21 protein-coding genes and 1 pseudogene are annotated in these 24344 nt (G+C 73.8%); 7 read left to right on the top strand and 15 right to left on the bottom strand.

Annotation, left to right across the window (positions count from 1 at the left end):
* Nucleotides 1–6 precede the first annotated feature (6 nt).
* Together xylB and E4N63_RS02770 are read left to right on the top strand one after the other, a co-directional pair.
* Complete coding sequence (gene xylB / locus E4N63_RS02765; RefSeq protein WP_230239799.1) at nucleotides 7–1470, top strand: xylulokinase; 1464 nt, start codon at nucleotides 7–9, stop codon at nucleotides 1468–1470.
* Nucleotides 1471–1637: 167 nt separating this feature from the next.
* Complete coding sequence (locus tag E4N63_RS02770) at nucleotides 1638–2807, top strand: ROK family transcriptional regulator (protein ID WP_230242316.1); 1170 nt, start codon at nucleotides 1638–1640, stop codon at nucleotides 2805–2807.
* A gap of 27 nt (nucleotides 2808–2834) precedes the next feature.
* Here the strand turns inward: E4N63_RS02770 and E4N63_RS02775 are convergent, their stop codons facing one another.
* From E4N63_RS02775 to E4N63_RS02805, 7 genes are all read right to left on the bottom strand, one after another.
* Nucleotides 2835–4013: a 4-hydroxybenzoate 3-monooxygenase gene (locus E4N63_RS02775; protein WP_125623154.1), complete on the bottom strand. Its 1179-nt coding sequence runs from the start codon at nucleotides 4011–4013 to the stop codon at nucleotides 2835–2837.
* The gene (locus tag E4N63_RS02780) at nucleotides 4013–4894 is read right to left on the bottom strand and encodes an alpha/beta fold hydrolase (RefSeq protein ID WP_230239800.1); all 882 of its coding nucleotides are present in this window, start codon (nucleotides 4892–4894) and stop codon (nucleotides 4013–4015) included. The genes E4N63_RS02775 and E4N63_RS02780 overlap by 1 nt, the downstream gene beginning before the upstream one ends.
* Nucleotides 4891–6408 carry a 3-carboxy-cis,cis-muconate cycloisomerase gene (gene pcaB / locus E4N63_RS02785; RefSeq protein ID WP_374112671.1) on the bottom strand — a complete coding sequence of 506 codons (1518 nt, stop codon included), beginning with the start codon at nucleotides 6406–6408 and terminating at the stop codon, nucleotides 4891–4893. Before pcaB ends, E4N63_RS02780 begins: the two co-directional genes overlap by 4 nt.
* Entirely contained in the window at nucleotides 6395–6973 is a 579-nt protein-coding gene (pcaG, locus tag E4N63_RS02790) for a protocatechuate 3,4-dioxygenase subunit alpha (RefSeq protein ID WP_230239801.1), read from the bottom strand. Before pcaG ends, pcaB begins: the two co-directional genes overlap by 14 nt.
* On the bottom strand, nucleotides 6970–7812 hold the full coding sequence (pcaH, locus tag E4N63_RS02795; protein ID WP_230239802.1) for a protocatechuate 3,4-dioxygenase subunit beta: 843 nt from the start codon (nucleotides 7810–7812) through the stop codon (nucleotides 6970–6972). The genes pcaG and pcaH overlap by 4 nt, the downstream gene beginning before the upstream one ends.
* 146 nt (nucleotides 7813–7958) lie before the next feature.
* Complete coding sequence (locus E4N63_RS02800; RefSeq protein ID WP_228430381.1) at nucleotides 7959–8696, bottom strand: CoA-transferase subunit beta; 738 nt, start codon at nucleotides 8694–8696, stop codon at nucleotides 7959–7961.
* Between the two features lie 80 nt (nucleotides 8697–8776).
* Nucleotides 8777–9595 carry a CoA transferase subunit A gene (locus tag E4N63_RS02805; RefSeq protein ID WP_125625293.1) on the bottom strand — a complete coding sequence of 273 codons (819 nt, stop codon included), beginning with the start codon at nucleotides 9593–9595 and terminating at the stop codon, nucleotides 8777–8779.
* A 143-nt stretch (nucleotides 9596–9738) separates the two neighbouring features.
* Here E4N63_RS02805 and E4N63_RS02810 point away from each other — a divergent pair, with 143 nt between their 5' ends.
* Both E4N63_RS02810 and E4N63_RS02815 read left to right on the top strand, forming a co-directional pair.
* Nucleotides 9739–11274, top strand: coding sequence for an IclR family transcriptional regulator C-terminal domain-containing protein (locus E4N63_RS02810; protein WP_230239803.1), 1536 nt, complete (start codon nucleotides 9739–9741; stop codon nucleotides 11272–11274).
* Nucleotides 11275–11365: 91 nt separating this feature from the next.
* Nucleotides 11366–12265: a DUF3626 domain-containing protein gene (locus tag E4N63_RS02815; protein ID WP_230239804.1), complete on the top strand. Its 900-nt coding sequence runs from the start codon at nucleotides 11366–11368 to the stop codon at nucleotides 12263–12265.
* Nucleotides 12266–12299: 34 nt separating this feature from the next.
* On the opposite strand, the gene E4N63_RS02820 is transcribed toward E4N63_RS02815, so the two are convergent.
* Nucleotides 12300–13052, bottom strand: a complete 753-nt coding sequence (locus E4N63_RS02820; RefSeq protein ID WP_230239805.1) for a PIG-L deacetylase family protein — start codon at nucleotides 13050–13052, stop codon at nucleotides 12300–12302.
* An 86-nt stretch (nucleotides 13053–13138) separates the two neighbouring features.
* Here E4N63_RS02820 and E4N63_RS02825 point away from each other — a divergent pair.
* Nucleotides 13139–14456 (top strand): annotated as a pseudogene (locus E4N63_RS02825) (GAF domain-containing protein).
* 95 nt (nucleotides 14457–14551) lie between these two features.
* Here E4N63_RS02825 and E4N63_RS02830 read toward each other — a convergent pair.
* Nucleotides 14552–15550 (bottom strand): helix-turn-helix transcriptional regulator, encoded by a 999-nt coding sequence (locus E4N63_RS02830; protein WP_230239806.1) that lies wholly within the window; start codon nucleotides 15548–15550, stop codon nucleotides 14552–14554.
* A 301-nt stretch (nucleotides 15551–15851) separates the two neighbouring features.
* On the opposite strand from E4N63_RS02830, the gene E4N63_RS02835 reads away from it, so the two are divergent.
* A complete protein-coding gene (locus E4N63_RS02835; protein ID WP_230239807.1) occupies nucleotides 15852–17375 on the top strand; it encodes an aldehyde dehydrogenase family protein in 1524 nt (507 codons plus the stop codon).
* A 143-nt stretch (nucleotides 17376–17518) separates the two neighbouring features.
* Here the strand turns inward: E4N63_RS02835 and E4N63_RS02840 are convergent, their stop codons facing one another.
* Nucleotides 17519–18151 (bottom strand): CE1759 family FMN reductase, encoded by a 633-nt coding sequence (locus E4N63_RS02840; RefSeq protein ID WP_125625280.1) that lies wholly within the window; start codon nucleotides 18149–18151, stop codon nucleotides 17519–17521.
* 17 nt (nucleotides 18152–18168) lie between these two features.
* Nucleotides 18169–19281: an LLM class flavin-dependent oxidoreductase gene (locus E4N63_RS02845; RefSeq protein ID WP_230242320.1), complete on the bottom strand. Its 1113-nt coding sequence runs from the start codon at nucleotides 19279–19281 to the stop codon at nucleotides 18169–18171.
* Between the two features lie 246 nt (nucleotides 19282–19527).
* Between E4N63_RS02845 and E4N63_RS02850 the strand changes: the two genes are divergently transcribed.
* A complete protein-coding gene (locus E4N63_RS02850; RefSeq protein ID WP_125625278.1) occupies nucleotides 19528–20358 on the top strand; it encodes a PaaX family transcriptional regulator C-terminal domain-containing protein in 831 nt (276 codons plus the stop codon).
* Here E4N63_RS02850 and E4N63_RS02855 read toward each other — a convergent pair.
* The 4 genes from E4N63_RS02855 to E4N63_RS02870 form a co-directional block, all read right to left on the bottom strand.
* A complete protein-coding gene (locus E4N63_RS02855; protein WP_125625276.1) occupies nucleotides 20349–20804 on the bottom strand; it encodes a MaoC family dehydratase in 456 nt (151 codons plus the stop codon). The two genes, E4N63_RS02850 and E4N63_RS02855, sit on opposite strands and share 10 nt — an antisense overlap.
* Nucleotides 20801–22324, bottom strand: a complete 1524-nt coding sequence (locus tag E4N63_RS02860; RefSeq protein ID WP_125625274.1) for a long-chain fatty acid--CoA ligase — start codon at nucleotides 22322–22324, stop codon at nucleotides 20801–20803. The genes E4N63_RS02855 and E4N63_RS02860 overlap by 4 nt, the downstream gene beginning before the upstream one ends.
* A 63-nt stretch (nucleotides 22325–22387) precedes the next feature.
* Nucleotides 22388–23263, bottom strand: a complete 876-nt coding sequence (locus E4N63_RS02865; protein ID WP_230242321.1) for an amidohydrolase family protein — start codon at nucleotides 23261–23263, stop codon at nucleotides 22388–22390.
* A complete protein-coding gene (locus E4N63_RS02870) occupies nucleotides 23263–24180 on the bottom strand; it encodes an SDR family oxidoreductase (RefSeq protein ID WP_308188632.1) in 918 nt (305 codons plus the stop codon). Before E4N63_RS02870 ends, E4N63_RS02865 begins: the two co-directional genes overlap by 1 nt.
* Nucleotides 24181–24344: the final 164 nt, after the last annotated feature.

The following is a 24344-nucleotide window of genomic DNA, read 5'->3' on the forward strand; positions in this document are numbered from 1 at the left end:
CACGCGATGACAGCAACGGGAGGGCGGGCTTCCGGTGACGGGCCGCTCGTCGTGGGCGTGGACAGCTCCACCCAGTCCACGAAGGCACTGGTCGTCGACGCCGCCACCGGCCAGGTCGTCGCCCGCGGGCAGGCGCCGCACCGGGTCAGCGGCGGCGCGGGACGGGAGAGCGATCCCGAGCAGTGGTGGGAGGCGCTGACCGAGGCTCTCCGCCAGTGCGGCGCGGCCGCGGAGCGCGCGGAGGCCGTCGCGGTCGGCGGGCAGCAGCACGGGCTGGTGACTCTGGACGCCGACGGGCGGCCGGTGCGGCCCGCGATGCTCTGGAACGACGTGCGCTCCGCCCCGCAGCGCGACCGGCTCGTCGAGGAGCTCGGCGGCGCGGAGGCGTGGGCCGGACGGATCGGCTCGGTGCCCGCCCCGGCGTTCACGGTCACCAAGTGGGCGTGGCTGCGGGAGAACGAGCCCGAGGCAGCCGCGCGCACGGCGGCCGTCCGCCTGCCGCACGACTACCTCACCGAACGGCTCACCGGACGCGGCACCACGGACCGGGGCGACGCCTCGGGCACCGGCTGGTGGCGCGGCGAGGGCGGCTCACCGGCCGGCCTCTACGACGAGGACATCCTCGGCCGGGTCGCCCTCGACCCGGCGCTGCTGCCCGAGGTCGTACCCCCCGGCTCGGCCGCGGGAACCGTACGGGGCGGCCTGGACGGTCTGCCGCTGAAGCCGGGCACCGTGGTGGGTGCGGGCACCGGCGACAACATGGCCGCCGCGCTCGGCCTGGGGCTGCGGCCCGGGCGGCCCGTGCTGAGCCTCGGCACCTCCGGCACGGTCTACGCGGTCTCGCCGCGCCGTCCCGCCGATCCGACCGGCACGGTCGCCGGGTTCGCCGACGCCCGCGGCGACTGGCTGCCCCTGGCCTGCACCCTCAACTGCACCCTGGCCGTGGACCGGTTCGCGGAACTCCTCGGCCGCGACCGGGAGGCCGTGGAGCCGGGCGGATCGGCCGTCGTCCTGCCGTTCCTGGACGGCGAGCGGACCCCCAACCTGCCGTACGCGTCCGGGCTGCTCCACGGCCTGCGGCACGACACCACCCCCGGGCAGGTCCTCCAGGCCGCCTACGACGGCGCGGTGTACGCGCTGCTGTCGGCGCTGGACCTGGTGCTGGACGCGGACGCCGACCCGAGCGCGCCGATCCTGCTCATCGGCGGCGGTGCCCGCGGCACCGCCTGGCGGGAGACGGTGCGCCGGCTCTCCGGGCGCCCGGTCCTGGTGCCCGAGGCCTCCGAACTGGTCGCGCTGGGCGCGGCCGCGCAGGCGGCCGGGCTGCTGACCGGGGAGGACCCGGCCGAGGTGGCCCGGCGCTGGGGAACCGACCGCGGGGTGTCCCTGGACGCCGTGGAGCGGGACGAGGCGGCCCTGGAACGGCTGGCCCGGACCCTCAAGAGCGCGGGACCGCTGCTGGAGGGCTAGCCGGACGGCGGGCGGCGCGGAACGGAGGGCCGCCCGCACCGGCCGGGCCGGCCGGGCCGGTGCGGGGCACCGCCCGCGCACCGGTCCCGGCGTCCCCGTAGGGTCGGAATGCTCACGACGAAAGGAGCCGGGCCGTGGCCGTACCGGCGCCGAACACCCAGCACGGTATGCGGCAGCGGAACCTCTCCCTGGTGCTGCACACCGTGGCCGCGCACGGCCCGATCTCACGGGCCGGCGTCGCCTCCCGGATCGGGCTGACCCGCGCCGCCGTGTCCACGCTCGTCGACGAACTGGCGCGTGCCGGGCTGCTGGTGGAGCTCGGCCGGAGCCGGCCGGGCACGGTCGGGCGCCCCGGCCGTGACCTCGCGCTGAACGAGCGCGGCCCGGCCGGGCTCGGCGCGGAGATCGGGGTGGACCGGCTGGCCGTCTGCGCCGTGGATCTGCGGGGACGGGTCCGGGTCCGGGCCGAGGAGGAGGGCGAGCACCGCGGCAGCGCGCCCGGGCCAGTGCTGCGGCGGCTCGCCGGGCTCTGCGCCCGGGTGACCGCGGACGCCGAGCGCGAGGGGCTGCGCCCCGTCGGCGTCGCGGTGGCCGTGCCGGGTCTCGTCGCGCGGGATGCGGCGACGGTGGTGCGCGCCCCGAACCTGGGCTGGCAGGGCGTGGACGCCGGCACCGTTCTCGCGGAAGCCCTCCGGCTGCCCGTGACGATCGCCAACGAGGCCAACATCGGAGCGCTGGCCGAACTCTGGCGCGGGGACCGCACCCCGGCGCCGCGCGACTTCGTCTACGTCTCGGCCGAGATCGGCATCGGCGCGGCGGTCGTCGTGGACGGGTCCCTGCTGCGCGGGGCGCACGGTTTCGCGGGCGAGCTGGGGCACGTCCCGGTACGCCCCGCCGGGCGCCCCTGCGCGTGCGGCGGGCGGGGGTGCCTGGAGCAGTACGCGGGCGAGGAGGCCCTGCTCCGCGCCGCCGGGATCGAGGAGCGGGGAGCCGCCGGGGTGGCCGTCCTGAGGGCGCGCGCCGACGCCGGGGACGGTGCCGCGCGCCGTGCGCTGCGGGGCGCGGGGACCGCGCTCGGCACCGCCCTCGCCGGGGTGGTGAACCTGCTGGACCCGGAGACCATCGTGCTCGGCGGCGCGCTGACCGAGCTGTCTCCGTGGCTGCTGCCCGCGGCGGAGCGGGAGCTGCGCCGGCATGTGGCCGACCCGACGCGCGCGGCGCACGGCGAGATCGTCGTCTCCGGACTGGGTCGGGACGCCGCGCTGCTGGGCGCCGCGCAGTCGGTCGTCCAGGACGTCCTGGACGACCCGATGGGCGCGCTGGCCGCCGCCGGCTGACCACCCCCGCTCCCCCGCCCCGGGTGTTCAGCCGATCGGCAGCCCCGTGTAGTTCTCGGCGAGTTCGGTCGCCGCGGCGGTGGAGTCGGCGATCCGGTGCAGCTGGGCCAGTTGCAGCCTGCCGTCGAACGGGCTCTGGTCCGGGTCGGTGTGCAGGGATGTCGTCATGACGTACGAGAAGTGCTCCGCCCGCCAGACCCGCCGCAGACAGGTGTCCGAGTAGGCGTCGAGCAGCTCCTCGGATCCGGTGGCCCGCCAGTGCTCGAGCGCCCGCGCCAGCACCACGACGTCGGACACCGCCAGGTTGAGCCCTTTCGCGCCGGTCGGCGGGACGATGTGCGCGGCGTCGCCGGCCAGGAACAGCCGGCCGTGACGCATCGGCTCGGTGACCCAGCTGCGCATCGGGGTGACGGACTTCTGGGTGATCGGGCCCCGTTCGAGTTTCCAGTCGCCGTCGACGGCGAACCGGGCGTCCAGTTCGTCCCAGATCCGTTCGTCGGACCAGTCGGCCGGGTCGGTGCCGTTCGGGACCTGGAGGTAGAGCCTGCTGACCGTGGGCGTGCGCATGCTGTGCAGGGCGAAGCCGCGCGGCGAATGCGCGTAGATCAACTCCTCGCAGGAGGGCGGCACATCGGCCAGGATGCCCAGCCACGAGTAGGGGTAGACCCGCTCGAAGACGCGCCGCACCGTCTCGGGGAGCGCGTCGCGCGCGATGCCGTGGAAGCCGTCGCAGCCGACCACGAAGTCGCAGGAGAGCGTCCGCTCGCGTCCTTCGTGGGTGAACCGGATGACCGGGCTTCCGGTCTCCGCGCCCTCGACGGCCACCGCCTCGGCACCGAACAGCAGGGGGCCGCCCCCCTCCGCCAGCCGCAGGGCGATGAGGTCCTTCACCACCTCGGTCTGCGCGTACACCATGACGCTGCGCCCGCCGGTGAGGGAGGGGAAGTCGATCCGGTGGCTGCGGCGGTCGAAGCGGAGTTCGATGCCGTGGTGGACCAGGCCCTCGCGGTCCATGCGCTCACCGGCACCGCAGGCGCGCAGCGCGTCCACCGTCCCCTGTTCGAGGATGCCGGCGCGCTGCCGCTCCTCGACATAGGCGCGGTCACGGTGCTCCAGGACGACGGAGTCGATACCGGCCCGGTCCAGCAGCCGGGCGAGCAGCAGACCGGCGGGCCCGCCGCCGATGATGCCGACGGTGGTGTGCATCAGGGTTCCTCCGGGGTGTCGGTGTGGGCGGAACGGCCGGGACGGGGACGGCCGGAGGCCGGATCCGCGGGATCGCGGTGGTGCGCCGCCCCGGCGCCGAAGTGGGCCGAGAGGGCCGCGCCGACGGCGGAGGGCCGGTCGATGCCGGCGAGGTGGGCGGCGTGGGCGAGTTCGAGCAGATCGGCGCCGGGGATGCCGTCGGCGAGTTCGCGCGCGTGCGCGGGCGGGGTCGCGGGATCGTCGCGCCCGGCGACGACGAGGGCCGGCACGCCGATGCGGACGAGCCCCGACCGCAGGTCGTAGCCGGCGAGAGCGTCGCAGCAGGCGGCATAGCCGTTCCGGTCCGCGGCGGCGAGATCGGCCAGCACGGCGGCCGCGTGCCGGGAGGCGACCGCCCGGTCGGGGGCGGCGAACCAGCGTCCGGGCGTGGCCTCCAGCAGCGCCGCGGTGCCCTTCTCCCTGACCAGCCGTGCCCGTTCGCGCCAGGCCCCGGGCTCGCCGAACCGGGCGGAGGAGCAGACGAGGGCGAGCGCTTCGACGCGTCCGGGGTGGTGCGCGGCGAGGTGTGCGCCGACCGCGCCGCCGAGGGATATGCCGGCGTAGCCGAAGCGCGTCCAGCCGTGGTGGTCGGCGAGATCGAGCACCAGACGGGCCAGGTCGGCGACCGTGGTGGCGCCCGGGGTCTCCCAGGACGGCAGGATGTCCGCCGGGGAGCCGCCGTGGCCGGGCAGGTCCCAGCGGAGCACACGGCGGGTGCGGGCCAGTTCCGCGGTCTGCGGCTCCCAGACGGCGGTGGAGGTGCCCAGGGACGGGCCGAGGATCAGCGGTGGCGCGGTCTCCGGGCCGTCGAGCCGGTGGTGGGCGAGCGGTCGGCCGGTCATGCCCGTCCCTCCGGTGAGGAGGTGGACGGCGGGGAGGGCGGGCCCGCGGGGAGGCGGCGGGGCGTGCGGCGCAGGGCGCGGGCGGTGAGCACGGCGGCCTCACCGGTGTAGCCGGCGGGGTCGGTCAGCTCGCGCAGCCGTTCCTCGGACAGGGCCTCGCGCACGGCGGGCTCCTCGCGGAGCACCTCCCGCAGGCCGGTCCCGCGCTCGGCGGCACGGCGGGCCGCGTCGCCGAGCAGGCCGGCCGCTTCCTCACGGCCGAGGAGCGGGGCGAGTTCGGCGGTCAGGCGTTCGGAGACGACGAGTCCGCCGGTGAGGTCGAGATTGGCGCGCATCCGTTCGGGCCGGACCCGCAGGCCCCCGGCCAGCCCGGCGGCCGCCTCGGCCGCGCCGCCGGTGAGGCGCAGTGCCTCCCGCAGCGGCTGCCACTCGGCGTGCCAGGCGCCGCCGGGCCGCTCGTCCTCGGCGGCGAGCGAGCCGAGCAGGACGGCGGCGAGGGCGGGGACCTGGCGGGCGGCGGACGCGATGAGCACGGCCCGGGCCGGGTTGGCCTTGTGCGGCATGGCGGAGGAGCCGCCGCCGGTCCCCTCGGCGACCTCGCCGATCTCCGTGCGGGAGAGCACCAGGACGTCGGCGGCGAGCTTGCCCAGCGCCCCGGTGGTGAAGGCGAGCCCGGCGGCGAGATCGGCGACGGGGGTGCGCAGGGTGTGCCAGGGCAGTCCGGGCTCGGCGAGGCCGAGTTCGCGCGCGTACTGTGCGGCGATCCGCGTGCCCGGGCCCGCTCCCCCGGTGTCCGCGGCGCCGGTGCCTGCCGGGTCCTGCCCGTCGTCCGGCCGCGCGTACGCGCCGAAGGCCGCGAGGGTGCCCGCGGCGCCGCCCAGCTGGACCGGGAGGCCGCCGTCCAGGAGCGCGGCCAGCCGGTCGTGGGCGTCCAGGAGCAGGGAGCGCCAGCCCGCGGCCTTGAGGCCGAAGGTGGTGGGCACGGCGTGCTGGGTGAGGGTGCGGCCGGGCATGGGGGTGGCGCGGTGCCGGTCCGCCAGCCGGCCCAGGGCGTCGATGGCGCGTTCGAGGTCGGCGAGGATCAGCGGGAGCGTCCGTGCGGCGACCAGCATGGTGGCGGTGTCGAGGATGTCCTGGCTGGTCGCGCCCCGGTGCACATGGGCGGCGGCCCCCGGCGCGGTCTTCCGTACGGCGGCGGTCAGCTCGCGGACGAGCGGGATGACGGGGTTGCCGCCGGAGCGGGCGCGCAGGGCGAGGTCCCGCACGTCGAACGCGCTCTCGCGCACGGCGCGGTCCACGGCGCCGGCCGCCTCCTCCGGGGCGAGGCCGAGCGCCGCCTGGGCGCGGGTGAGCGCGGCCTCGGCGTCGAGCAGGGCGGCGAGCCAGGCCCGGTCGCCGGTGGCCGCCTCGGCGGCGGTACCGGCCCGGACCGGGGAGAGCAGCCCCGTGTCGTCGCCGGCGCCGGGCTCCGGCGGCCGGGGTCCGGCGGGGGCCGCGGAATCAGGCGAAGTCAAGGAAGACCGTCTCCCCCTCGCCCTGCAGGCGGATGTCGAACCGGTGGGTGCGGTGCCTGCCCTCCTCCGGCAGCGCGAGCAGCGTCGCCCTGCGCTCGGCCGGCAGCGTGGAGAGCAGTCCGTCGTCCGGATCGTCGCGCAGATAGGCGCGGGTGAACAGATGGTGCAGCAGGCCGCGGGCGAAGACGCACACGGACAGATGGGGCGCGCCGCCGGGCGGCAGCGTACGCAGCGTGTAGTGCCCGTCGGCGTCGGTGGGGACGCGGGCGAAGCCGGTGAACTCGACGCCGTCCCGGCCGAGGACCGCCCCGGTGACGGGGTCGCGCCGCAGCGAGCCGGGGGCGCCGGACAGTGAGCCGTCGGGTCCGGCCTGCCAGAACTCCAGCAGGGCGTCGGGCACGGCCGCGCCGGCCCCGTCGAGCACCCGGCCGTGGACGGTGACGGTGTCGGGGTGGCCGGGGGGTGCCACATCGCCGCCGCCGGTGAAGGGCAGCGCGTAGCCGTAGAAGGGGCCGACGGTCTGGGAGGGCGTGGGCGGCAGGGCCCGGGGCGGTGTGCTGCTCATGAGCGGCCTTCCTCGATCCAGGTGGCGGAGGGTCCGTCGAGGACGATGTCCCAGCGGTAGCCCAGGGACCACTCGGGCCGGGACAGCTCGTGGTCGTAGGTGGCGACGAGCCGTTCGCGGGCGGCGCTGTCGGTGACGGATGCCAGGATCGGGTCGTAGGGGAAGAGGGGGTCGCCCGGGAAGTACATCTGTGTGATCAGGCGCTGGGTGAAGGCGGTGCCGAAGAGCGAGAAGTGGATGTGCGCGGGGCGCCAGGCGTTGACGTGGTTCCGCCAGGGATAGGGGCCGGGCTTGATGGTGGTGAAGGTGTACGTGCCGTGGTCGTCGGTCAGGCAGCGGCCGACGCCGGTGAAGTGGGGGTCGAGGGGCGCCGGGTGCTGGTCGCGCTGGTGCGCGTAGCGGCCGGAGGCGTTGGCCTGCCAGATCTCGACGAGTTGGTTGCGCACGGGGCGGCCGGTGCTGTCGAGTACCCGCCCGGTGACGGTGATGCGCTCGCCCAGCGGCTCGCCGCGGTGCTGCCGGGTGAGGTCGGCGTCGAGTTCGGTGACGTCGGTGGGGCCGAAGACGGGCCCGTGCAGTTCGACGGTCTCCGGGTCGCCGTTCACGGCGACGAGCGGCTCCTTGGGGTACCGCAGGCTGCTGCTGCGGTAGGGGCGGAAGTCGCGCGGCGGGTGGTGCGCGGGGGGCGCGCCCCCGGCGCGGGCCTTGTCGTAGGCCGCGTGCAGCCCGGCGATCTCGCGGTCGATGTCGGCCTGGACCAGGGGCGGCCGGGCGGGGGGTGTCACCGTCTCGGGCGCCGGCGCGGGCGACGGCACCGGCGCGGTGTGGGACAGCTTCATGCGGGCGTCTCCTGGGGGTGCGGGATGGGACGGGCACCGGTGGGTGCGGTGCCCCGGAGGCGGGGCGGTGACCGGGCCCGGTCCGCGCGGCGGCGCCGACCGGGCGGAGCGCTCCGGCCGGCGGCGGGGTGCGGGGGCCGGGCGGTTCACGCGGCGCTCCGTCCGGCGGCTTTCAGGGCGCGCAGGGTGGCCAGTTCGGCCTCCGTCGGCGGCGCGGTGGTGACCGGCGTCGCGGCGACGCGCAGGTCCCAGCCGGTGGCGGCGCGGACGCGTTCGGCGGTGACTCCGGGGTGGAGGTCGGTGAGGAGGAGTTCGGCCGTCTCCGGGTCGGGCCGCAGGATGCCGAGGTCGGTGATGACGGCGGTCGGTCCGGCGCCGCGGAGCCCGAGCCGTTCGCGGTCGCCGGGCCCGGTGCCGTGGCCGACGGTGGTGGTGAAGTCGAGTTTCCGTACGAAGTTGCGGGTGGAGTGGCGGAGCACCATCAGCACCCGCCCGCAGTTGGCGGCGATCTCGGGTGCGCCGCCGGCCCCGGGCAGCCGTCCTTCGGGACGGTCCGGTCCCCGGTCCACGGCGGTGGTGTTGATGTTCGCGAAGCGGTCGACCTGGGCGGCTCCGAGGAAGCCGACATCGATGCGCCCGGCCTGGAGCCAGTAGTTGAAGATCTCCGGTACGGAGACCACCGCGTCGGCCGTGTCGGCGAGTTCGCCGTCCCCGATCGAGAGCGGCAGCCGGGTCGGCTTGGAGCCGAGGGTGCCGGACTCGTAGATCAGGACGAGGTCCGGGTTGGCGGTGTGCCGGGCGAGGTTGGCGGCGGTGCTGGGGAGCCCGATGCCGACGAAGCAGGTGCGGGCGCCGGAGAGGGCACGCGCGGCGTTGACCGTCATCAGCTCGTCGGAGGTCCAGCCGGCCGGGGTGCCCGGGGCGCCGGCCGGGGTGGTGGCGCCGGCCGGGGTGGCGTCAGTGGTCATCGCGGCTCGCTCCTGTCGTACACGTGGTCCTTCATCCAGGCCAGGAAGGCGTCGCGGTCCCGGGAGACCGGGTCCCAGGCCGCGTAGGCGTCGTTGTCCCGGACGGAGTAGCCGGCGGCGTACGAGGGGTGGGCGCCGCCGGGGACGTGGGCGACGGCCGTGACGACCCAGCCGGGCAGGACGATGCCGCGGGGCCGGGGCTCCAGGGTCTCCACGATCTCCTCGACGGTCACCAGCACCCGCCGCGCGGCGAGCGCGGCTTCCTTCTGCACGCCCGTCAGGCCCCAGAGCTGGACGTTGCCGTCGCGGTCGGCCTGCTGGGCGTGGATGACGGTGACATCGGGGTTGAGGGCCCGTACGGCGGCCAGTTCCTCGCCGGTGAAGGGGCAGGTGACGGTGGAGACGGTGTCCGTGCGGGTGGCCAGGTCGCTGCCCCGGTAGCCGCGCAGCACGGCGAAGGGCAGTCCGGAGGCGCCGGCGACATAGCGGTTGGCCATGCCGGCGTGGCTGTGCTCGTCCAGTTCGAGGGGGCGCGGCCAGCCGTTCTCGACGGCGTCGCGGAAGCGGTGCAGGGAGCCGACGCCGGGGTTGCCTCCCCAGGAGAAGACAAGCTTCCTCACCAGCCCCGCACCGATGAGCTGGTCGTAGACGACGTCCGGTGTCATCCGGACCAGCGTGAGGTCGGTGATGCCCTGCCGGATGACCTCGTGCGCGGCGGCGAACGGGATCAGATGCGTGAACCCCTCCATCGCCACGGTGTCACCGTCGTGGATGAGCTCTGCGACGGCGTCGTGCAGGGTGCTGATTTCTGCCATGCCCTCTCACTTGTTCGCCGGGTGAACTTTCGTTCATAATGATGCCGAGGTCGAGTCTCCGTCCCGCGCGCACCGCTGTCAACGGTCACGACCGGATCCCGGCCCGCACCTTCCGCACCACCCCCACGGAGAGGAGACCGGCCATGACCGGCGACGACACCACCGCGGCGGTCACCGGCACCGTGCCGGTGACCGGTCCGCTGGAACGCGGCCTCACCGTGATCCGCGCGATGACCGCGTCCGGCAGCCGGCGGCTGCGCCCCAGCGACCTCGTGCACGCCACCGGACTGGCCCGCGCCACCGTCGACCGGGTCGTGGGCACCCTCCTCCACCTCGGCCTGCTCCGCGCGACGGGCCGGGACATCGAGCTCTCACCCCGGCTCATGCGGTTCGGCAACGCCTATCTGGCGAGCTGCGGCGTGGCCGACGCGCTCCAGCCGTTCGCCGAGCTGATCGCCGACGAGCTCGACGAGTCGGTGTCGGTCGCGGTGCCGGACGGCGACGGCGTCCGCTTCGTCGCGCAGGTGATCCGCCGCCGCGCCATGACCCCCGTCTTCCGCATCGGCGACCTGCTGCCCGCGGACCGCTGCGCGGCGGGCATGGTCACCGGCCCGGAGAGCCCCGAGTGGGCCGTGGACGACCAGCGGATGGAGCAGGGACTGATCGCCGTGGCCGTGCCCGTACGGGACGCGGAGGGCCGGCCGTCCTGCGGCATCAGCGTGGTCAGCAACACCGGACGGCACACCGCCGCCTCCCTCGCCGCCACCGCGCTCCCCCGGCTGCGCGCCCTGCTGCCCGCCATGGAGGCCGCCCTGTCCGAGGCCCGCAACCGCCCCCCGCGCCCGGGCGCCGGTACGGCCCCGGGCACGCCCCTGCCCGACGCCAAGCGGGAGCTCGGCGCGGGCTTCCTGCAGTCACTGGCCCGCGGCCTGGACGTCCTCGCCGCCCTGGGCGCCGGCCCGCGCGGACTCACCCTCTCCGAGACGGCCGAGGCCGTCGGCCAGCCCCGGGCCACCGCCCGCCGCGCCCTGCTCTCCCTCGGACAACTCGGCTACGTCCACTCCGCCGACCGGCGCTTCCAGCTGCTCCCCCGGGTGCTGGAGCTCGGCTACGCACCGCTGTCCGGGCTGAGCTTCACCGAGGTCGTGCAGCCCCATCTGGAGGACCTGGCCGCCCGCGTGCGCGAATCCGCCTCCGTGGCCGTCCTCGACGGACAGGACATCCGCTACATCGCCCGGGTCCCCGCCTACCGGATCATGAGCGTCAACATCACCATCGGCACCCGCTTCCCCGCGACCCCCACCTCCATGGGCCGGATCCTGCTGGCCGGCCTGCCCCCCGAGGAGCGCGCCGCGCGGCTCTCCGCCGGGAAACCGCCTCGCTTCACCGGCCGGACGGTCACCGATCCCGCCGAACTCGGCCGCATCCTCGACCGGGTGGCCTCGGACGGCTACGCCCTGGTCGACGAGGAACTGGAGGAGGGCCTCCGCTCCCTGGCCGTCCCGGTACGGGGCCGCGACGGCCGGCCGGTGGCGGCGCTCAACGTCTCCACCCACACCGGCCGCGGCACGGCCGAGGAGTCCCGGGCCGCGCTGCTGCCCGCCCTGCGCGAGACGGCCACCCGCATCAGCGAGGACCTGGGCATCACCTTCGAACGCCGCCCACTGCGCCTGCCCTGACCCCGCACCCGCACCCCGCCCGTCCGCACCCTGCCAACACCGCGCCGCAAATCCCGCGCGGCGGCACGCCGCGCCCCGGCAGACTGCGAGGATGCGTGACGACATCACCGGCCCGGCCACAACGCGGGCGCTCCGCCATGTGGCGTCGCTGTCCACGGGAGCACCGCTCGACCCGCGGTTGCGCCTGACGCTCAACTTCCACCCCGACCGCGTGGCGGGCGGCCGCCGGCCGCTCCTGCAGGCCCTGGCCGAGGACGGCGTCTACCGCTCGCAGTTCGTCACCGGCACCAGCAACGGGGGCCTGACCGCCCATCCCGGCGGCGACCGCTGGCGCTGGGAGAGCCGGATGTTCGGCGGAGCCTACGACCGGGCGCCCGCACACGAGCGCCCAGTCTACGGCGCGCTGAACTTCCGGCAGCGGCCCTTCGGCGGTGCCCACCGCTTCGGCTCCTCTCATTTCCGGCTGACCACGGAGACCCTGGGACGCGCCACGTTCTGCTACCCGGACAGCGCCGCCGAACCCTCGCACTTCGGCACCGCGACCGCCATGTCCCTGATCGAACTGGCCGCGGCCGACGACCAGGACGTGCTCAACGACTACATCGAGGCCCAGGTCCACGGCCCGGTCCTTCTCGGCCGCCATGTGGAGGCGCTGGTCCTGGACCCGGCCTACCGCGGTACGGAGGTGGAGGCCGCGGCCCGCCGGCTGCCCTGCCCCGTTGCATGGCACGCCGGATTCCGGCTCACCGTCGAGGAGTTGCGGCACCACCCGGACTACCGCGGACGGGAGTACGTCGAACTCGGCGCCGCGATCGCCGAGGACGGCCTCCTGGATCCCCGGATTATCGGTGACGCCACCCGCACCGGACGCCACGGCCTCCAGGCGCTCAAGATGGTCTGGCACTGCCTGGCCCGGTTCGGCGCGCCGCCCGCTCCGGACGGGGACGCACCGGGCATCGCCGCGTTCTCCCCGGAAGTGGCGGGCCGCTGAGGGGCGGCTCGCCACCGCGGGCCGCCCGGGGCGGTCAGCGGGGGAAGACCTCGAAGACCGCGGCCGGGCGGCCGCCGAAGCGGAGGGAAGCGGCCTCGGCGTTGCCGGTCAGAAAGGCGCGGGCGTAGCTTTCCGGATCCTCGTCGGTCAGGCCCTCTATATAGGCCCGGTGTGCCAGCAGGGACCGCACGCCCTTCTCCAGCCCGTCGGTCACGTCGACCGCATGGGTCGGCTGGGGGGAGGCGGCGACGGCGACCCAGCGCACCCCGTCCCAGGGCTGGAGCCCCCGCTCGGTCAGTTCGGGGAAGATCCAGCGGTTGCCGGCGTCGCCCACCGCGTCCAGGGTGGCCAGGCCGACCGCCCGGTGGTCCGGGGTGTTCCAGAAGGTGCCGCCGAAGGTCTCGCGGTGGTTGAGGGTGAGCACCAGCTCCGGCCGGTGCCGCCGGATCGCGGCCGCGATGTCCCGGCGCAGCGCCGTGCCGTACTCGATCACCCCGTCCGGGTAGCCGTCGAGGAACTCCACCGACGACACCCCGACCACGGCCGCGCTCTCCCGCTGCTCCCGCTCCCGCAGCGGCGCGCAGTCCGCGGGTGCCATTCCGTCGATGCCCGCCTCGCCGCGGGTGACCAGGAGGTACGACACCTCCGCGCCCCGGTCGACCCAGCCCGCGATGGCCGCGGCGGCCCCGTATTCGAGATCGTCCGGGTGGGCGACGACCGCCAGGCAGCGTTCCCAGGACTCCGGGAAGGCCGCGAGCTGCTCCGCCGTCTCCGGTTCTTCCGTCATCAACGTCTCCCCATCTGTTGTCGCAGCCGCAATGCGCCGCCACGATGGTGACACTCCGCTCCGCTCATCCATTCCGGGAAGCCGCCGTGGTCAATCCTTGGGTCGCTCTCGAACCGGGCGCCGATCCCGCACAGCGGGCCGGCGCGATCCGCCGTGCGCACGACGCCTTCACCACCGGGCAGGCCGAGGCCCCCGGCAGCGACGGCCGTCCGGGCCCGCCCGGATCGTCCGTCCGCTCGGTGGTCGCCGACTCCTGGCGGCGCTCCGCACGGGCCCGCGTCAGCCCGGACGGCACCGCGCCGGTCGAACTGTCCGACGACGACCTCGACGCCTACCGCGCCGAGCACCCGCTGGCCCGCGTCATGCCGCTGTTCCGCGATCTGATGGGCACCTTCGCCATGGACGGGGAACATCTGCTCGCCGTCTGCGACGCACAGGGCAGGCTGCTGTGGGTCGAGGGCCACACGGCCGCCCGCCGCCGCGCGGACCGGATGAACTTCGTGCCCGGCGCGGCCTGGTCCGAGTCGGCCGTGGGGACCAACGCGCCCGGTACGGCCGTCGCCGTCGACCGACCCGTACAGGTGTTCGCGGCCGAGCACTTCAACCGCACCGTGCACACCTGGACCTGCGCCGCCGCCCCCGTACACGACCCGCACAGCGGCCGCCTGCTCGGCGCCGTCGACATCACCGGCGGCAACCGGCTCGCCCACCCGCACAGTCTCGCCTTCGTCCAGGCCGTCGCGCGGGCCGCCGAGTCCCAGCTCGCCCTGCTCGGCCCGCCCCGGCCGGGTCGCGGACCGCCTCCCCGCCGTGGAACTCCGCGCCCTGGGCCTGGACGAGGCCGCGTTGACCGCCGGCGGCCGCACCCTCCGGCTCAGCCGCCGCCACAGCGAACTGGTGGTGCTGCTCGCCTGCCACCCCGAGGGCATGACCGGCGACGAACTGCTGGTCGCCCTCTACGAGGACGAGCACACCACCCCGGTCACCCTGCGCGCCGAACTGTCCCGGCTGCGCCGCGCCCTCGGCGACGGACTCCTCCGCTCCCGCCCGTACCGGCTGACGGCGCCCGTGACGGCGGACTTCGACACGGTGCTGCGCCACCTCACGGCCGGGTCGCCCGCGGCGGCCGTCGCCGCGTACCGCGGCCCGCTGCTGCCCTCGTCCCGGGCCCCGGCCGTGCTCCGGCTGCGCGACCGTGTCGACGGCCAACTGCGCGCGGCCCTGCTGGCCCGCCGCGACCCGGAGCTGCTGAGTACCTGGACGGGCAACCCGTGGGGCGCGGAGGACCTGGAGGCGTGGGCGGCGCTGGCTGCCGTCCTCCCCCAGGGTTCGCCGCGCGCCCCGCTCGTCCTGCAGCGCGTCCGCGAACTGGACGCCGAGCAGAGCGGTTTCCCCGTCCGGTGAGGGACCGGAGCAGGCCGCTGAGGGACCGGAGCAGGGCAGCGGCAGGCGGAGGCCGTCTTCCCCGGGACGACACGCCCGGACACTCCTGCCGCGCCCTACCGGCCGGCCGGGGCGTTGAGCAGCGTCACACCCGCAGGCGTCACGGTGTGGAGCGCGGTGTTGCGATGGCGGGTGGTCGTGGTGAGCCCGGCGGTCCGCAGCACGGTGGCGTGCTCGCTGGCGCTGGCCGGTGAGATGCCCGCGTGCCGCGCGAGTTCCGTGGTCGTGCACCCGGGATGCTCGGCGATGGACCGCAGCACCGTGGCGCGGGTGGCGCCCAGGAGCGCCGACAGCGCCGGGGAGGGTGCCGCCGGCGCGGCGGGCGACAGGACGAGCCCGGTCTCCGCGCCGCTGAGCGGATAGGTGATCCAGGGCTGCGGTTCGGCGGTGTCCTCGAGCGCCGGGAACTCGACGCCGAAGAGGGAGGGGATCAACAGCAGCCCGCGGCCCCCGAGATGGACGTCGGCGTCGCGGCCGGAAGCCATCGTCACGGCCAGCACCGGCGGTTCCCAGCGGATCCGGCGAGGATTGAGGGAGTTCAGCAGGGCTCCCCGGCCACCGCGGGCCGCGTGGCGCATGCGCACCGCCCGGTCGGCGGCGGCCAAAGCGTCGACCCGCTCCCGGTGCGGCGCGACGGCCTCCCGGTGGACGTGCTCCATGAGATCCACCAGCTGCCGCAGCACGTCCGGGTCCTCGCCGAGTGCCCGGGTCCAGGAGGGAATCGTCCGGCGCTGCACCGCCCACGCCTCGGTCTCCTTCCGGACGTGCCCGCGGGGCAGGGACCTGATCTCCTCGAACAGTTCCCGCGGATCACCGACCGTGGCCGAACCGAGCAGGTCGAGGGAGGCGCCCACCGAGGGGGTCACCTCGAAGAGCATCCGCACCCGCGGTGACAGCCGCCGCAACGCCTCCTTGCGCCAGGCGCCGAACCGAACGGGATAGGTGCGCTCCTGCAGCAGCCGCAGCGCGATGTCCAGCTCCAGCAGCGGTCTCGGCGCCTCGGCCACGCGGGTACGGGCCAGGTCTTCCGCGGTGAAGTGAAAACGCAGGGGCACACGCCCGATCGTTCCGTTCCGCCGTTCTTCGGGCAACGCCGAAACAGGTCGTTGCGGGGACGGCGGCCGGACATCCTGGACGAGCGGGGGGACGAGGGCCGGGCGTACGGCTCCGGCCACGGGCCCGCCGGCCGGTGCCGCACGGGGGTGGGCACCGGCCGGCGAGCCGGCCCCGCGGGCGGCGGACCGGTCGCCGGGGCCCCGGCGCAACGTGGTTGCAACCTTCCGGTCACTAGCCTCCGCCGGACCGGCCGATGACAGCCGGTGCGAGCCCGCACGCGCATCCCAGGAGGCCATCGACATGACCCGCTACTCCGCGCCCGGAACCGACGGCGCGATCGTCTCCTACCAGCCCCGCTACGACCACTGGATCGGCGGGGAGTACGTCAGGCCGAAGCTCGGCCGGTACTTCGAGAACCCCAGCCCGGTGAACGGCCGCCCGTTCACCGAGGTGGCGCGGGGCACCGCCGAGGACGTCGAGGCCGCCCTCGACGCGGCGCACGCGGCCGCCCCGGCCTGGGGCCGGACCGCCGCGGCCGAGCGCGCCACCGTCCTCAACCGGATCGCCGACCGGATGGAGGCCCATCTGGAGGAGCTGGCGGTCGCCGAGAGCTGGGAGAACGGCAAGCCGGTCCGCGAGACGCTCGCCGCCGACATCCCGCTCGCCATCGACCACTTCCGCTACTTCGCCGGTGCGCTGCGCGCCCAGGAGGGCAGTCTCAGCGAGCTGGACGACGACACCGTCGCGTACCACTTCCACGAGCCACTGGGCGTGGTCGGCCAGATCATCCCGTGGAACTTCCCGATCCTGATGGCGGTCTGGAAGCTGGCGCCGGCGCTCGCCGCGGGCAACGCGGTCGTCCTGAAGCCCGCCGAGCAGACACCGGCGTCGATCCACGTCCTGATGGGCCTGATCGCCGACCTGCTCCCGCCGGGTGTGGTCAACATCGTCAACGGCTTCGGCGTGGAGGCGGGCAAGCCGCTGGCCTCCAGCGCGCGCGTCGCGAAGATCGCCTTCACCGGCGAGACCACGACGGGGCGGCTGATCATGCAGTACGCCAGCGAGAACATCAAGCCGGTCACGCTCGAACTCGGCGGCAAGAGCCCGAACATCTTCTTCGACGACGTGTCGTCCGCGAACGACGACTTCTTCGACAAGGCCCTGGAGGGCTTCACGATGTTCGCCCTCAACCAGGGCGAGGTCTGCACCTGCCCCTCGCGGGCGCTGATCCAGCAGGGCCACTACCGGGAGTTCCTCGACGCCGCGGTGGCCCGTACGGAGAAGATCGTCCCCGGGCATCCCCTGGACACGGACACCATGATCGGCGCCCAGGCGTCCAACGACCAGCTCCAGAAGATCCTCTCCTATCTGGACATCGGCCGGCAGGAGGGCGCCAAGGTCCTCACCGGCGGCGAACAGATCTCCGCCGGCGGGGACATGGAGGGCGGCTACTACGTCCAGCCCACCATCTTCGAGGGCGGCAACCACATGCGGATCTTCCAGGAGGAGATCTTCGGACCGGTCGTCTCCGTCACCTCCTTCAGCGACTTCGACGACGCCATGAAGACCGCCAACGACACGCTCTACGGACTGGGCGCGGGCGTCTGGACCCGCGACATCAACACCGCCTACCGCGCCGGCCGCACCATCCAGGCCGGCCGCGTCTGGACGAACTGCTACCACGCCTACCCGGCGCACGCGGCCTTCGGCGGCTACAAGCAGTCGGGCATCGGCCGGGAGAACCACCGGATGATGCTGGAGCACTACCAGCAGACGAAGAACCTCCTGGTGTCGTACTCACCGAAGAAGCTCGGCTTCTTCTAATTCTAACCCCTGGGAAGGGCGCCTGAGCAGGGCGACGGCCCGTCGGGCGCCCTTCGCGGGTGCGGCCTCCCGCGCCCCGGACGCTCCCGCGTCGCCGAACGGGGCCGGGCACCGGCCTTCCTTCTCTTCGCCGTCTCCGGCGCTCAGCCCCGTGTGCCGTTCCCGGGCGGGGAGCCGCCGAGCAGGCGTGTCATGGAGGTGAGTTCCTCGGCGAAGGTGTCGCGCCGCTGATGGGCGCCGCAGCTGCGGACCAGGCGTGCGAAGTCGGCTGCCGCGCTCGTGACGCGCTCTCCCAGGGCGGAGCCGGTCCGGGCGCCGAAGTCTTCCGTGGCGGCGTAGACACCGCGGGGCGAGACGATCGCGTGCAGGTAGGAGAACATCGGGCGCATCGCGTGCTCGAGGACCAGTGAGTGGCGTTCGGTGCCGCCGGTGGCCCCGATGAGCACCGGCATGTCCGAAAGGGTTTCCTCGGGCAGCACGTCGAAGAACGACTTGAAGAGGCCGCTGTAGGAGGCGTTGAAGGCCGGTGTGACGGCGATGACGCCGTCCGCGCCCGCGACCGTCTCGAACGCCGATTCCAGGGGGTCCGTGGCGAATCCGGTCAGCATCGCGTCGATCACGGCCCGCCCCAGGGGCCGCAGTTCCACGAACGAGGACGCGACCGTGGCGCCGGCGGCCTCCAGTTCGCCGCGTACGGCCGCCTCCAGCCGGTCGGCGAGCAGACGGGTGGAGGACGGCCGGCGCAGGCCACCGCTGATGATCGCCAGTGTTGTCATCGCCGGGACCGATCCCTTCACTCGTCCGTGGATTCCGGTGCGGCGGTCGCCCGCTCCGCGCTCCGCGCCCTGAGCAGCGACTGATGGGTCGGCGCGGCCGGTACGCCGGCGGGCCTGCCCGCGGCGAACTCCTTGCGGAGCACGGGGACCACCTCTTCACCCAGCAGGTCGAGCTGCTCCAGTACGGTCTTGAGCGGGAGCCCGGCGTGGTCGATGAGGAACAGCTGGCGCTGGTAGTCGCCGGCGTACTCGCGGAAGCCCAGCGTCTTCTCGATGACCTCCCCGGGTGAGCCGACCGTGAGGGGTGTCTGGGCGGTGAACTCCTCCAGCGAGGGTCCGTGCCCGTAGACCGGAGCGTTGTCGAAGTACGGCCGGAACTCCCTGACGGCGTCCTGGCTGTTGCGACGCATGAATACCTGCCCGCCCAGACCCACGACGGCCTGCTCGGGCCGGCCGTGGCCGTAGTGTTCGAAGCGCCGGCGGTACAGCTCCACCATGGTCCGCGTGTGGGAGGGGGGCCAGAAGATGTGGTTGGCGAAGAAGCCGTCCCCGTAGTAGGCCGCCAGTTCGGCGATCTCGGGCGTACGGATGGAGCCGTGCCAGACGAAGGGCGGGATGCCGTCCAGGGGCCGGGGGGCGAGGGTGAATCCCTGCAACGGCGTGCGCAGCTTGCCCTCCCAGTCGACGCTCTCCTCGCGCCACAGGCGGCGCAGCAGCCCGTAGTGTTCGACCGTCAGCGGGATGGCCTGCCGGATGTCCTGCCCGAACCAGGGATAGACGGGGCCGGTGTTGCCCCGCCCCAGCATCACGTCCGTGCGCCCGCCGGAGAGGTGCTGCAGCACGCTGAAGTCCTCGGCGATCTTCACCGGGTCGTTCGTGGTGATCAGCGTGGTGGACGTGGACAGGATGATCCGCTCGGTCTGCGCGGCGATGTAGCCGAGCAGGGTGGTGGGCGAGGACGGGACGAAGGGCGGGTTGTGGTGCTCGCCGGTGGCGAAGACGTCCAGGCCGACCTCCTCGGCCTTCCTGGCGATGGCGACGGTCCCCCGGATCCGTTCCGCTTCCGTGGGGGTGCTCCCCGTGGTGGGGTCGGGCGTGACGTCACCGACGGTGAAGACACCGAACTGCATCTCGCTCATCTCGCAGGCCTCCCGCTGCGCGGCGGCGGACGGTGGTGCTGCGGGAGGGGTGGAAACCTCCCGTCGTCCGGAGTCCCTCGTGCGCCCCGGGCCATACGCGGCCCGAGGACACCCAGCGGGTGCCCCGGGGAGCCGTTCCGAATCGCCGGACGACGATCCGTTCCCGCGCGGGGCCCCGCCCACGCGTTCCGCCGGCCGAGGCTGACGTGCTGATCGGCGCAGCGTACGGTGGGACGCGTGACCGGAGAAGAGTCGCTGCGACCGCAGTCCCTGATGCTGACCTTCCTCGGCGACCAGGTGCTCGGGCGGGACGTGTGCGTGTACTCCGGCAGCGTCATCGACGTCTTCGCCCGGGTCGGCGTCAGCGAACAGGCCACACGCTCCACCCTGACCCGCATGGTGAACCGCGGACTGCTGCGCCGCCAGCGCGAGGGCCGCCGGATGTACTTCGGGCTGACCGAGCACTCGGCCACCGTTCTGCGCGACGGCGAGCGGCGCATCTGGCAGACCGGCGCGGTCAACCGGCAGTGGGACGGCACATGGACCCTGCTCGGTTTCTCCCTGCCGGACTCCTGGCAGCGCCAGCGGCACGACCTGCGCTCGAAACTGACCTGGAGCGGCTTCGGCCCGCTGTTCAACGGACTGTGGATCGCCCCTGGCGAGGTGGACGTGTCGGACCTGGTCGACGAGTTGGGTCTCACCGCGCACGTGAAGGTCTTCCGCGCGCACGCCGACCCGCGCACGGACGTCGGCGCGATGATCGAGGAGACCTGGGAGCTGTCCGGACTGGCCGCGCGCTACGAGGCGTTCGCCCGGCGCTGGGAGAAGTGGGAGGCCGAGGTGCCCGAGGCCGACGACGCGCTCGCACTGCGGCTGGTGCTGCAGACGGAGTGGCTGCGGATCATCCGCCGGGACCCCCGGCTGCCGGTCGTGCACCTGCCGGACGACTGGCCCGCCGACGCGGCCGAGAAGACGTTCCGGACCGTGTTCGACCGGCTCGCCCCGCTCGCGAGAACCTCGGCGGAACGTCTCCTCGACCTCGTCCCCGTGCGGCACGCTCAGGCGTAGAACCGCGACAGGCTCTGCAGCACCGCGGCCGGCTTCGCGCCGCCCTCGATCTCGATCGTGCCCTCGACGGCGACTTGGACTCCGCCCGCCACGTCCGACACGTCCACCAGCCGGCCGGCCAGGCGGATACGCGAACCCGCCCGCACCGGGGCGGGGAAACGCACCTTGTTGAGGCCGTAGTTGACCTTCGTCGTCACGCCGCGGACGTCGAGCAGTTCGGTGAAGAGCGGGATGAAGAGGGAGAGGGTCAGATAGCCGTGCGCGATGGGCGCTCCGAAGGGGCCGTCCTTGGCCTTCTCCGGGTCGACGTGGATCCACTGGTGGTCGCCGGTGGCATCGGCGAAGGTGTTGATCCGTTCCTGGGTGACCTCGATCCATTCGCTGGTGCCCAGGTCGGTGCCGGCCAGCTTCTTCAGTTCGCCGAGACCGTTGACAGTGATGCTCATGTGGGGTCCTTGACGTCGGGTTGGTTGCCGAAACGGGAGCGCACCTGTGGCTTGAGGAGCTTTCCGGAAGCCGTGCGCGGGAGTTCGTCCGCGATCACCACGGACTTGGGGATCTTGTACCGGGCGAGCCGCCCGGCCAGTGAGCCGAGTACCTCCCCGGGGTCGAGGACGGCTCCTTCGCGCGGGACGACCACCGCCCGCGGCACCTCGCCCCACTTCTCGTCGGCCACGCCGATCACAGCGCATTCGACGATGTCGGGGTGCGCGAGCAGCGCGTTCTCGATCTCGGCGGGGTATACGTTCTCCCCGCCCGAGATGATCATGTCTTTGAGGCGGTCGACGACGTAGACATAGCCGTCCTCGTCGACGCGGGCCGCGTCCCCGCTGCGGAACCAGCCGTCCGCGAAGACCGCGGCGGTCTCCTCGGGCAGCCCCCAGTACCCGGGCATGACGTGGGGGCCCCGGACGACGATCTCCCCGGTCTCGCCCGCGTCGACGGGGGTGAGGTCCGGCCGGACGACCCGCACATCGCTGAAGAAGTGCGGTACGCCGGCCGATCCGGCCTTGCTCACGGCGTGCTCGGCGTCCAGGAACAGGGTTCCGGGGGCGGCCTCGGTCATCCCGTAGCCCTGGAGGAACGTGAGCCCCCGCGCCTGGTACGCGGTGATCAGCGGAGTCGGCACGGGCGAGCCGCCGCAGGTGAGCATGCGCAGGCTGGAGAGGTCGGCGTCGGCCCACCTCGGGTGCCGTGCCATCTGGTCGAACATGGCCGGTACGCCGAACATGAAGGTGATCGCGTGCCGTTCGACGAGGTCCAGCGTGGCACCCGGGTCGAAGGCCTCGGCCAGGACGCAGGTACCGCCCTTGAGCAGCACCGGGAGCGTCAGCATGTTCAGCCCCGCGGTGTGGAAGAGCGGGGCGGAGACGAGAGCGCGCTCGCCGGCGGTCAGATCCTGGTCGACGAGGACGTTGACCGCGTTCCACGTCAGATTGGCGTGCGTGAGCATCGCGCCCTTGGGACGGCCCGTCGTGCCCGAGGTGTACATGATGATGCAGGTGTCGTCCGGGGTGACGGGCTCGTCGAGGGTCTCGGTGGAGCCGGCGGCCAGCGCCCGCTCGTACTCCGGCCCGACCTCGACATACGTCCGGACGTCGGTGTCCTCCGGCAGCCCCGCCACCAGCCCGGCACATGACGGACCGTGGACGAGCACCTTGGCGCCGGAGTCGGCGAGCTGGTAGGCGATCTCGGGGCCGGCCAGGCGGATGTTGAGGGGGACGAAGACCGCGCCGAGGAGCCCGGTGGCGAACAGCGTCTCCAGGTAGGAGGGGTGGTTCGGGCCGAGGTAGGCGACACGGTCCCCGCGCCGGATGCCCGCGGCGCGCAGGGCGTGGGCGAGACGGGTGGTGCGGGAGTGCAGGTCCGCGTAGGTGACGGTGACATCGTCGTGGACCAGTGCGGGGCGGTGCGGGGTCTTGCGCGCCCGGCGCGCCGGCCAGGACCCCAGTCCCTCATTGCGCATCGGTCCGCCCCCGTCCGTCGTCGTGCCGGGCGGAGCGCGTGCGAGAGCACATGGGCTGCCCCTTCACGGTGTGGTGAGCCCGAGCAGGCGGGCGGCGTTCTCCTTGAGGATCTTCGGCTTGACCTCGTCCTTGATCGCCAGCTTGCCGAAGTCGGCGAGCCAGCGGTCGGGGGTGAGGACGGGGAAGTCGGAGCCGAAGAGGACCTTGTCCTTGAGCAGCGTATTGGCGTACTGCACGAGCTGCGGCGGGAAGTACTTGGGCGACCAGCCGGACAGGTCGATGTGCACCCCCGGTTTGTGCGTGGCGACGGCGAGCGCCTCGTCCTGCCAGGGGAAGGACGGGTGCGCGAGGATGATCTTCAAGTGCGGGAAGTCGGCGGCCACGTCGTCCACGTGCAGCGGGTTGGAGTACTTCAGGCGGATGCCGCCTCCGCCGGGGACGCCGGCGCCGATGCCGGTCTGACCGGTGTGGAACAGGGCGATCGTCCCCGTCTCCTCGATGACCTCGTACAAGGCGTAGGCCACCGCGCGGTCGTTGGGGAAGAAGCCCTGGATGCTGGGGTGGAACTTGAAGCCCTTCACCCCGTACTCCTCCACCAGGCGGCGGGCCCGACGCACACCCGCCCTGCCGCGGAAGGGGTCGATGGAGGCGAAGGGGATCAGCACGTCCGCGTTGGCGGCGGCGGCCTCGGCGACCTCCTCGTTGGGGACCGGCTCGGTGCCGGTGGCGGACTCGGCGTCCACCGTGAAGATCACGGCGGCCATCTTCCGCTCGCGGTAGTACGCGGCCGTCTCCTCCAGGGTCGGCTTCCGCTTGCCCTCGACCTTGAAGTAGGCGGCGGAGGCGTCGTGCAGGTCGTCGTCCAGGGACGCGCGCCCCTTCGACGACACCTCGGCGTGCGTGTGGACGTCGATCGCGGCCAGTTCCTCGACGTTCATCATGCCTCCGGGACCTTGGGCGCGGGGATGCCGACGGTCTCGGGTTCGGCGCCGACCGACGTGTGCCAGGCGTCGGCCAGCGCCTCGGGGCGCCAGCCGCCGTCGGCGTAGGCGGCCCTGATCTCCCGGGGGTGGGACCAGAGCGTGACCCGGTCGCCGCCGATGCCGATGCACTGGCCGGTCACGTCCCGGGCCGCCTCGGAGGCGAGGAAGGGGATGAGGGCGGCGCAGTCCTCGGGGGTGCCGAAGCCTTCCCCCTTGCGCAGGAAGCCGGGCAGCGCTTCGCCGTTCTTCATGGCCTCGATGTACGGGGCGAAGGCGGGGATGGTCTCCGTCATCGCCGTGGCCGCGACGGGCACGATCGCGTTGACCGTGATGCCGGCGCGAGCCAGTTCCATGGACCAGGTGCGGGCCATGGCGGCGATGCCGGCCTTGGCCGCGGCGTAGTTGGTCTGGCCGAAGTTGCCGCGCTGCCCGGCCGGGGAGCCGACCAGGATCAGAGTGCCGCCCCCGCCCTGTTCGCGCATGCGGACGGCGGCGGCCCGGGCGCAGGTGAAGGTTCCCTTGAGGTGGGTGGTGAGCACCGCGTCGAAGTCGTCGTCGGTCATCTTCCACAGCACCTTGTCGCGCAGGATGCCGGCGTTGGTGACGAGGATGTCCAGCCGGCCGAACTCGGTGACCGCACGGTTCACCAGCCGGTCGGCGGCCTCGGCCGTACCGACCGCGACGGTCTCGGCGACGGCGGTTCCGCCCGCTTCGCTGATCGACTTCACGGCCTGCCCGGCCACGCTCTCGTCGATGTCGTTGACGACCACGGACGCGCCGTGGGCGGCCAGAGCCCGCGCGTAGGCCAGGCCCAGGCCCCGGCCGCTGCCGGTGACGACGGCGGCCTTGCCGCTCAGATCGATCAGGTGCACAAGCGAGTCCCTTCACGGAGTGGTGCGGAGCGCGGAGACGCCGCGACTGCGCAATCGAAGCTAAGAGCAATGATTGTTGACGTCAATAGTTGTTCCCACTCGGCAAGGTACGCGAGACTGCTCCCGTACGCCGCACACCCCGGACCCCGGAGCCCGCCATCACC

It is taken from the genome of Streptomyces sp. MNU89, assembly GCF_020982505.1.
Taxonomy (GTDB): Bacteria; Actinomycetota; Actinomycetes; order Streptomycetales; family Streptomycetaceae; genus Streptomyces; species Streptomyces xinghaiensis.

Coding starts and splice junctions, on each gene's coding strand:
- E4N63_RS02770 (WP_230242316.1), top strand. CDS start 1,638: ATGCGGCAGCGGAACCTCTCCCTGGTGCTGCACACCGTGGCCGCGCAC.
- pcaH (WP_230239802.1), bottom strand. CDS start 7,812: ATGAAGCTGTCCCACACCGCGCCGGTGCCGTCGCCCGCGCCGGCGCCC.
- E4N63_RS02840 (WP_125625280.1), bottom strand. CDS start 18,151: ATGACAACACTGGCGATCATCAGCGGTGGCCTGCGCCGGCCGTCCTCC.
- E4N63_RS02815 (WP_230239804.1), top strand. CDS start 11,366: ATGCGTGACGACATCACCGGCCCGGCCACAACGCGGGCGCTCCGCCAT.
- E4N63_RS02800 (WP_228430381.1), bottom strand. CDS start 8,696: ATGACGGTCAACGCCGCGCGTGCCCTCTCCGGCGCCCGCACCTGCTTC.
- xylB (WP_230239799.1), top strand. CDS start 7: ATGACAGCAACGGGAGGGCGGGCTTCCGGTGACGGGCCGCTCGTCGTG.
- E4N63_RS02805 (WP_125625293.1), bottom strand. CDS start 9,595: ATGGCAGAAATCAGCACCCTGCACGACGCCGTCGCAGAGCTCATCCAC.
- E4N63_RS02810 (WP_230239803.1), top strand. CDS start 9,739: ATGACCGGCGACGACACCACCGCGGCGGTCACCGGCACCGTGCCGGTG.
- E4N63_RS02860 (WP_125625274.1), bottom strand. CDS start 22,324: ATGCGCAATGAGGGACTGGGGTCCTGGCCGGCGCGCCGGGCGCGCAAG.
- E4N63_RS02865 (WP_230242321.1), bottom strand. CDS start 23,263: ATGAACGTCGAGGAACTGGCCGCGATCGACGTCCACACGCACGCCGAG.
- E4N63_RS02835 (WP_230239807.1), top strand. CDS start 15,852: ATGACCCGCTACTCCGCGCCCGGAACCGACGGCGCGATCGTCTCCTAC.
- pcaG (WP_230239801.1), bottom strand. CDS start 6,973: ATGAGCAGCACACCGCCCCGGGCCCTGCCGCCCACGCCCTCCCAGACC.
- E4N63_RS02780 (WP_230239800.1), bottom strand. CDS start 4,894: ATGACCGGCCGACCGCTCGCCCACCACCGGCTCGACGGCCCGGAGACC.
- E4N63_RS02820 (WP_230239805.1), bottom strand. CDS start 13,052: ATGACGGAAGAACCGGAGACGGCGGAGCAGCTCGCGGCCTTCCCGGAG.
- E4N63_RS02845 (WP_230242320.1), bottom strand. CDS start 19,281: ATGCAGTTCGGTGTCTTCACCGTCGGTGACGTCACGCCCGACCCCACC.
- E4N63_RS02855 (WP_125625276.1), bottom strand. CDS start 20,804: ATGAGCATCACTGTCAACGGTCTCGGCGAACTGAAGAAGCTGGCCGGC.
- E4N63_RS02775 (WP_125623154.1), bottom strand. CDS start 4,013: ATGCACACCACCGTCGGCATCATCGGCGGCGGGCCCGCCGGTCTGCTG.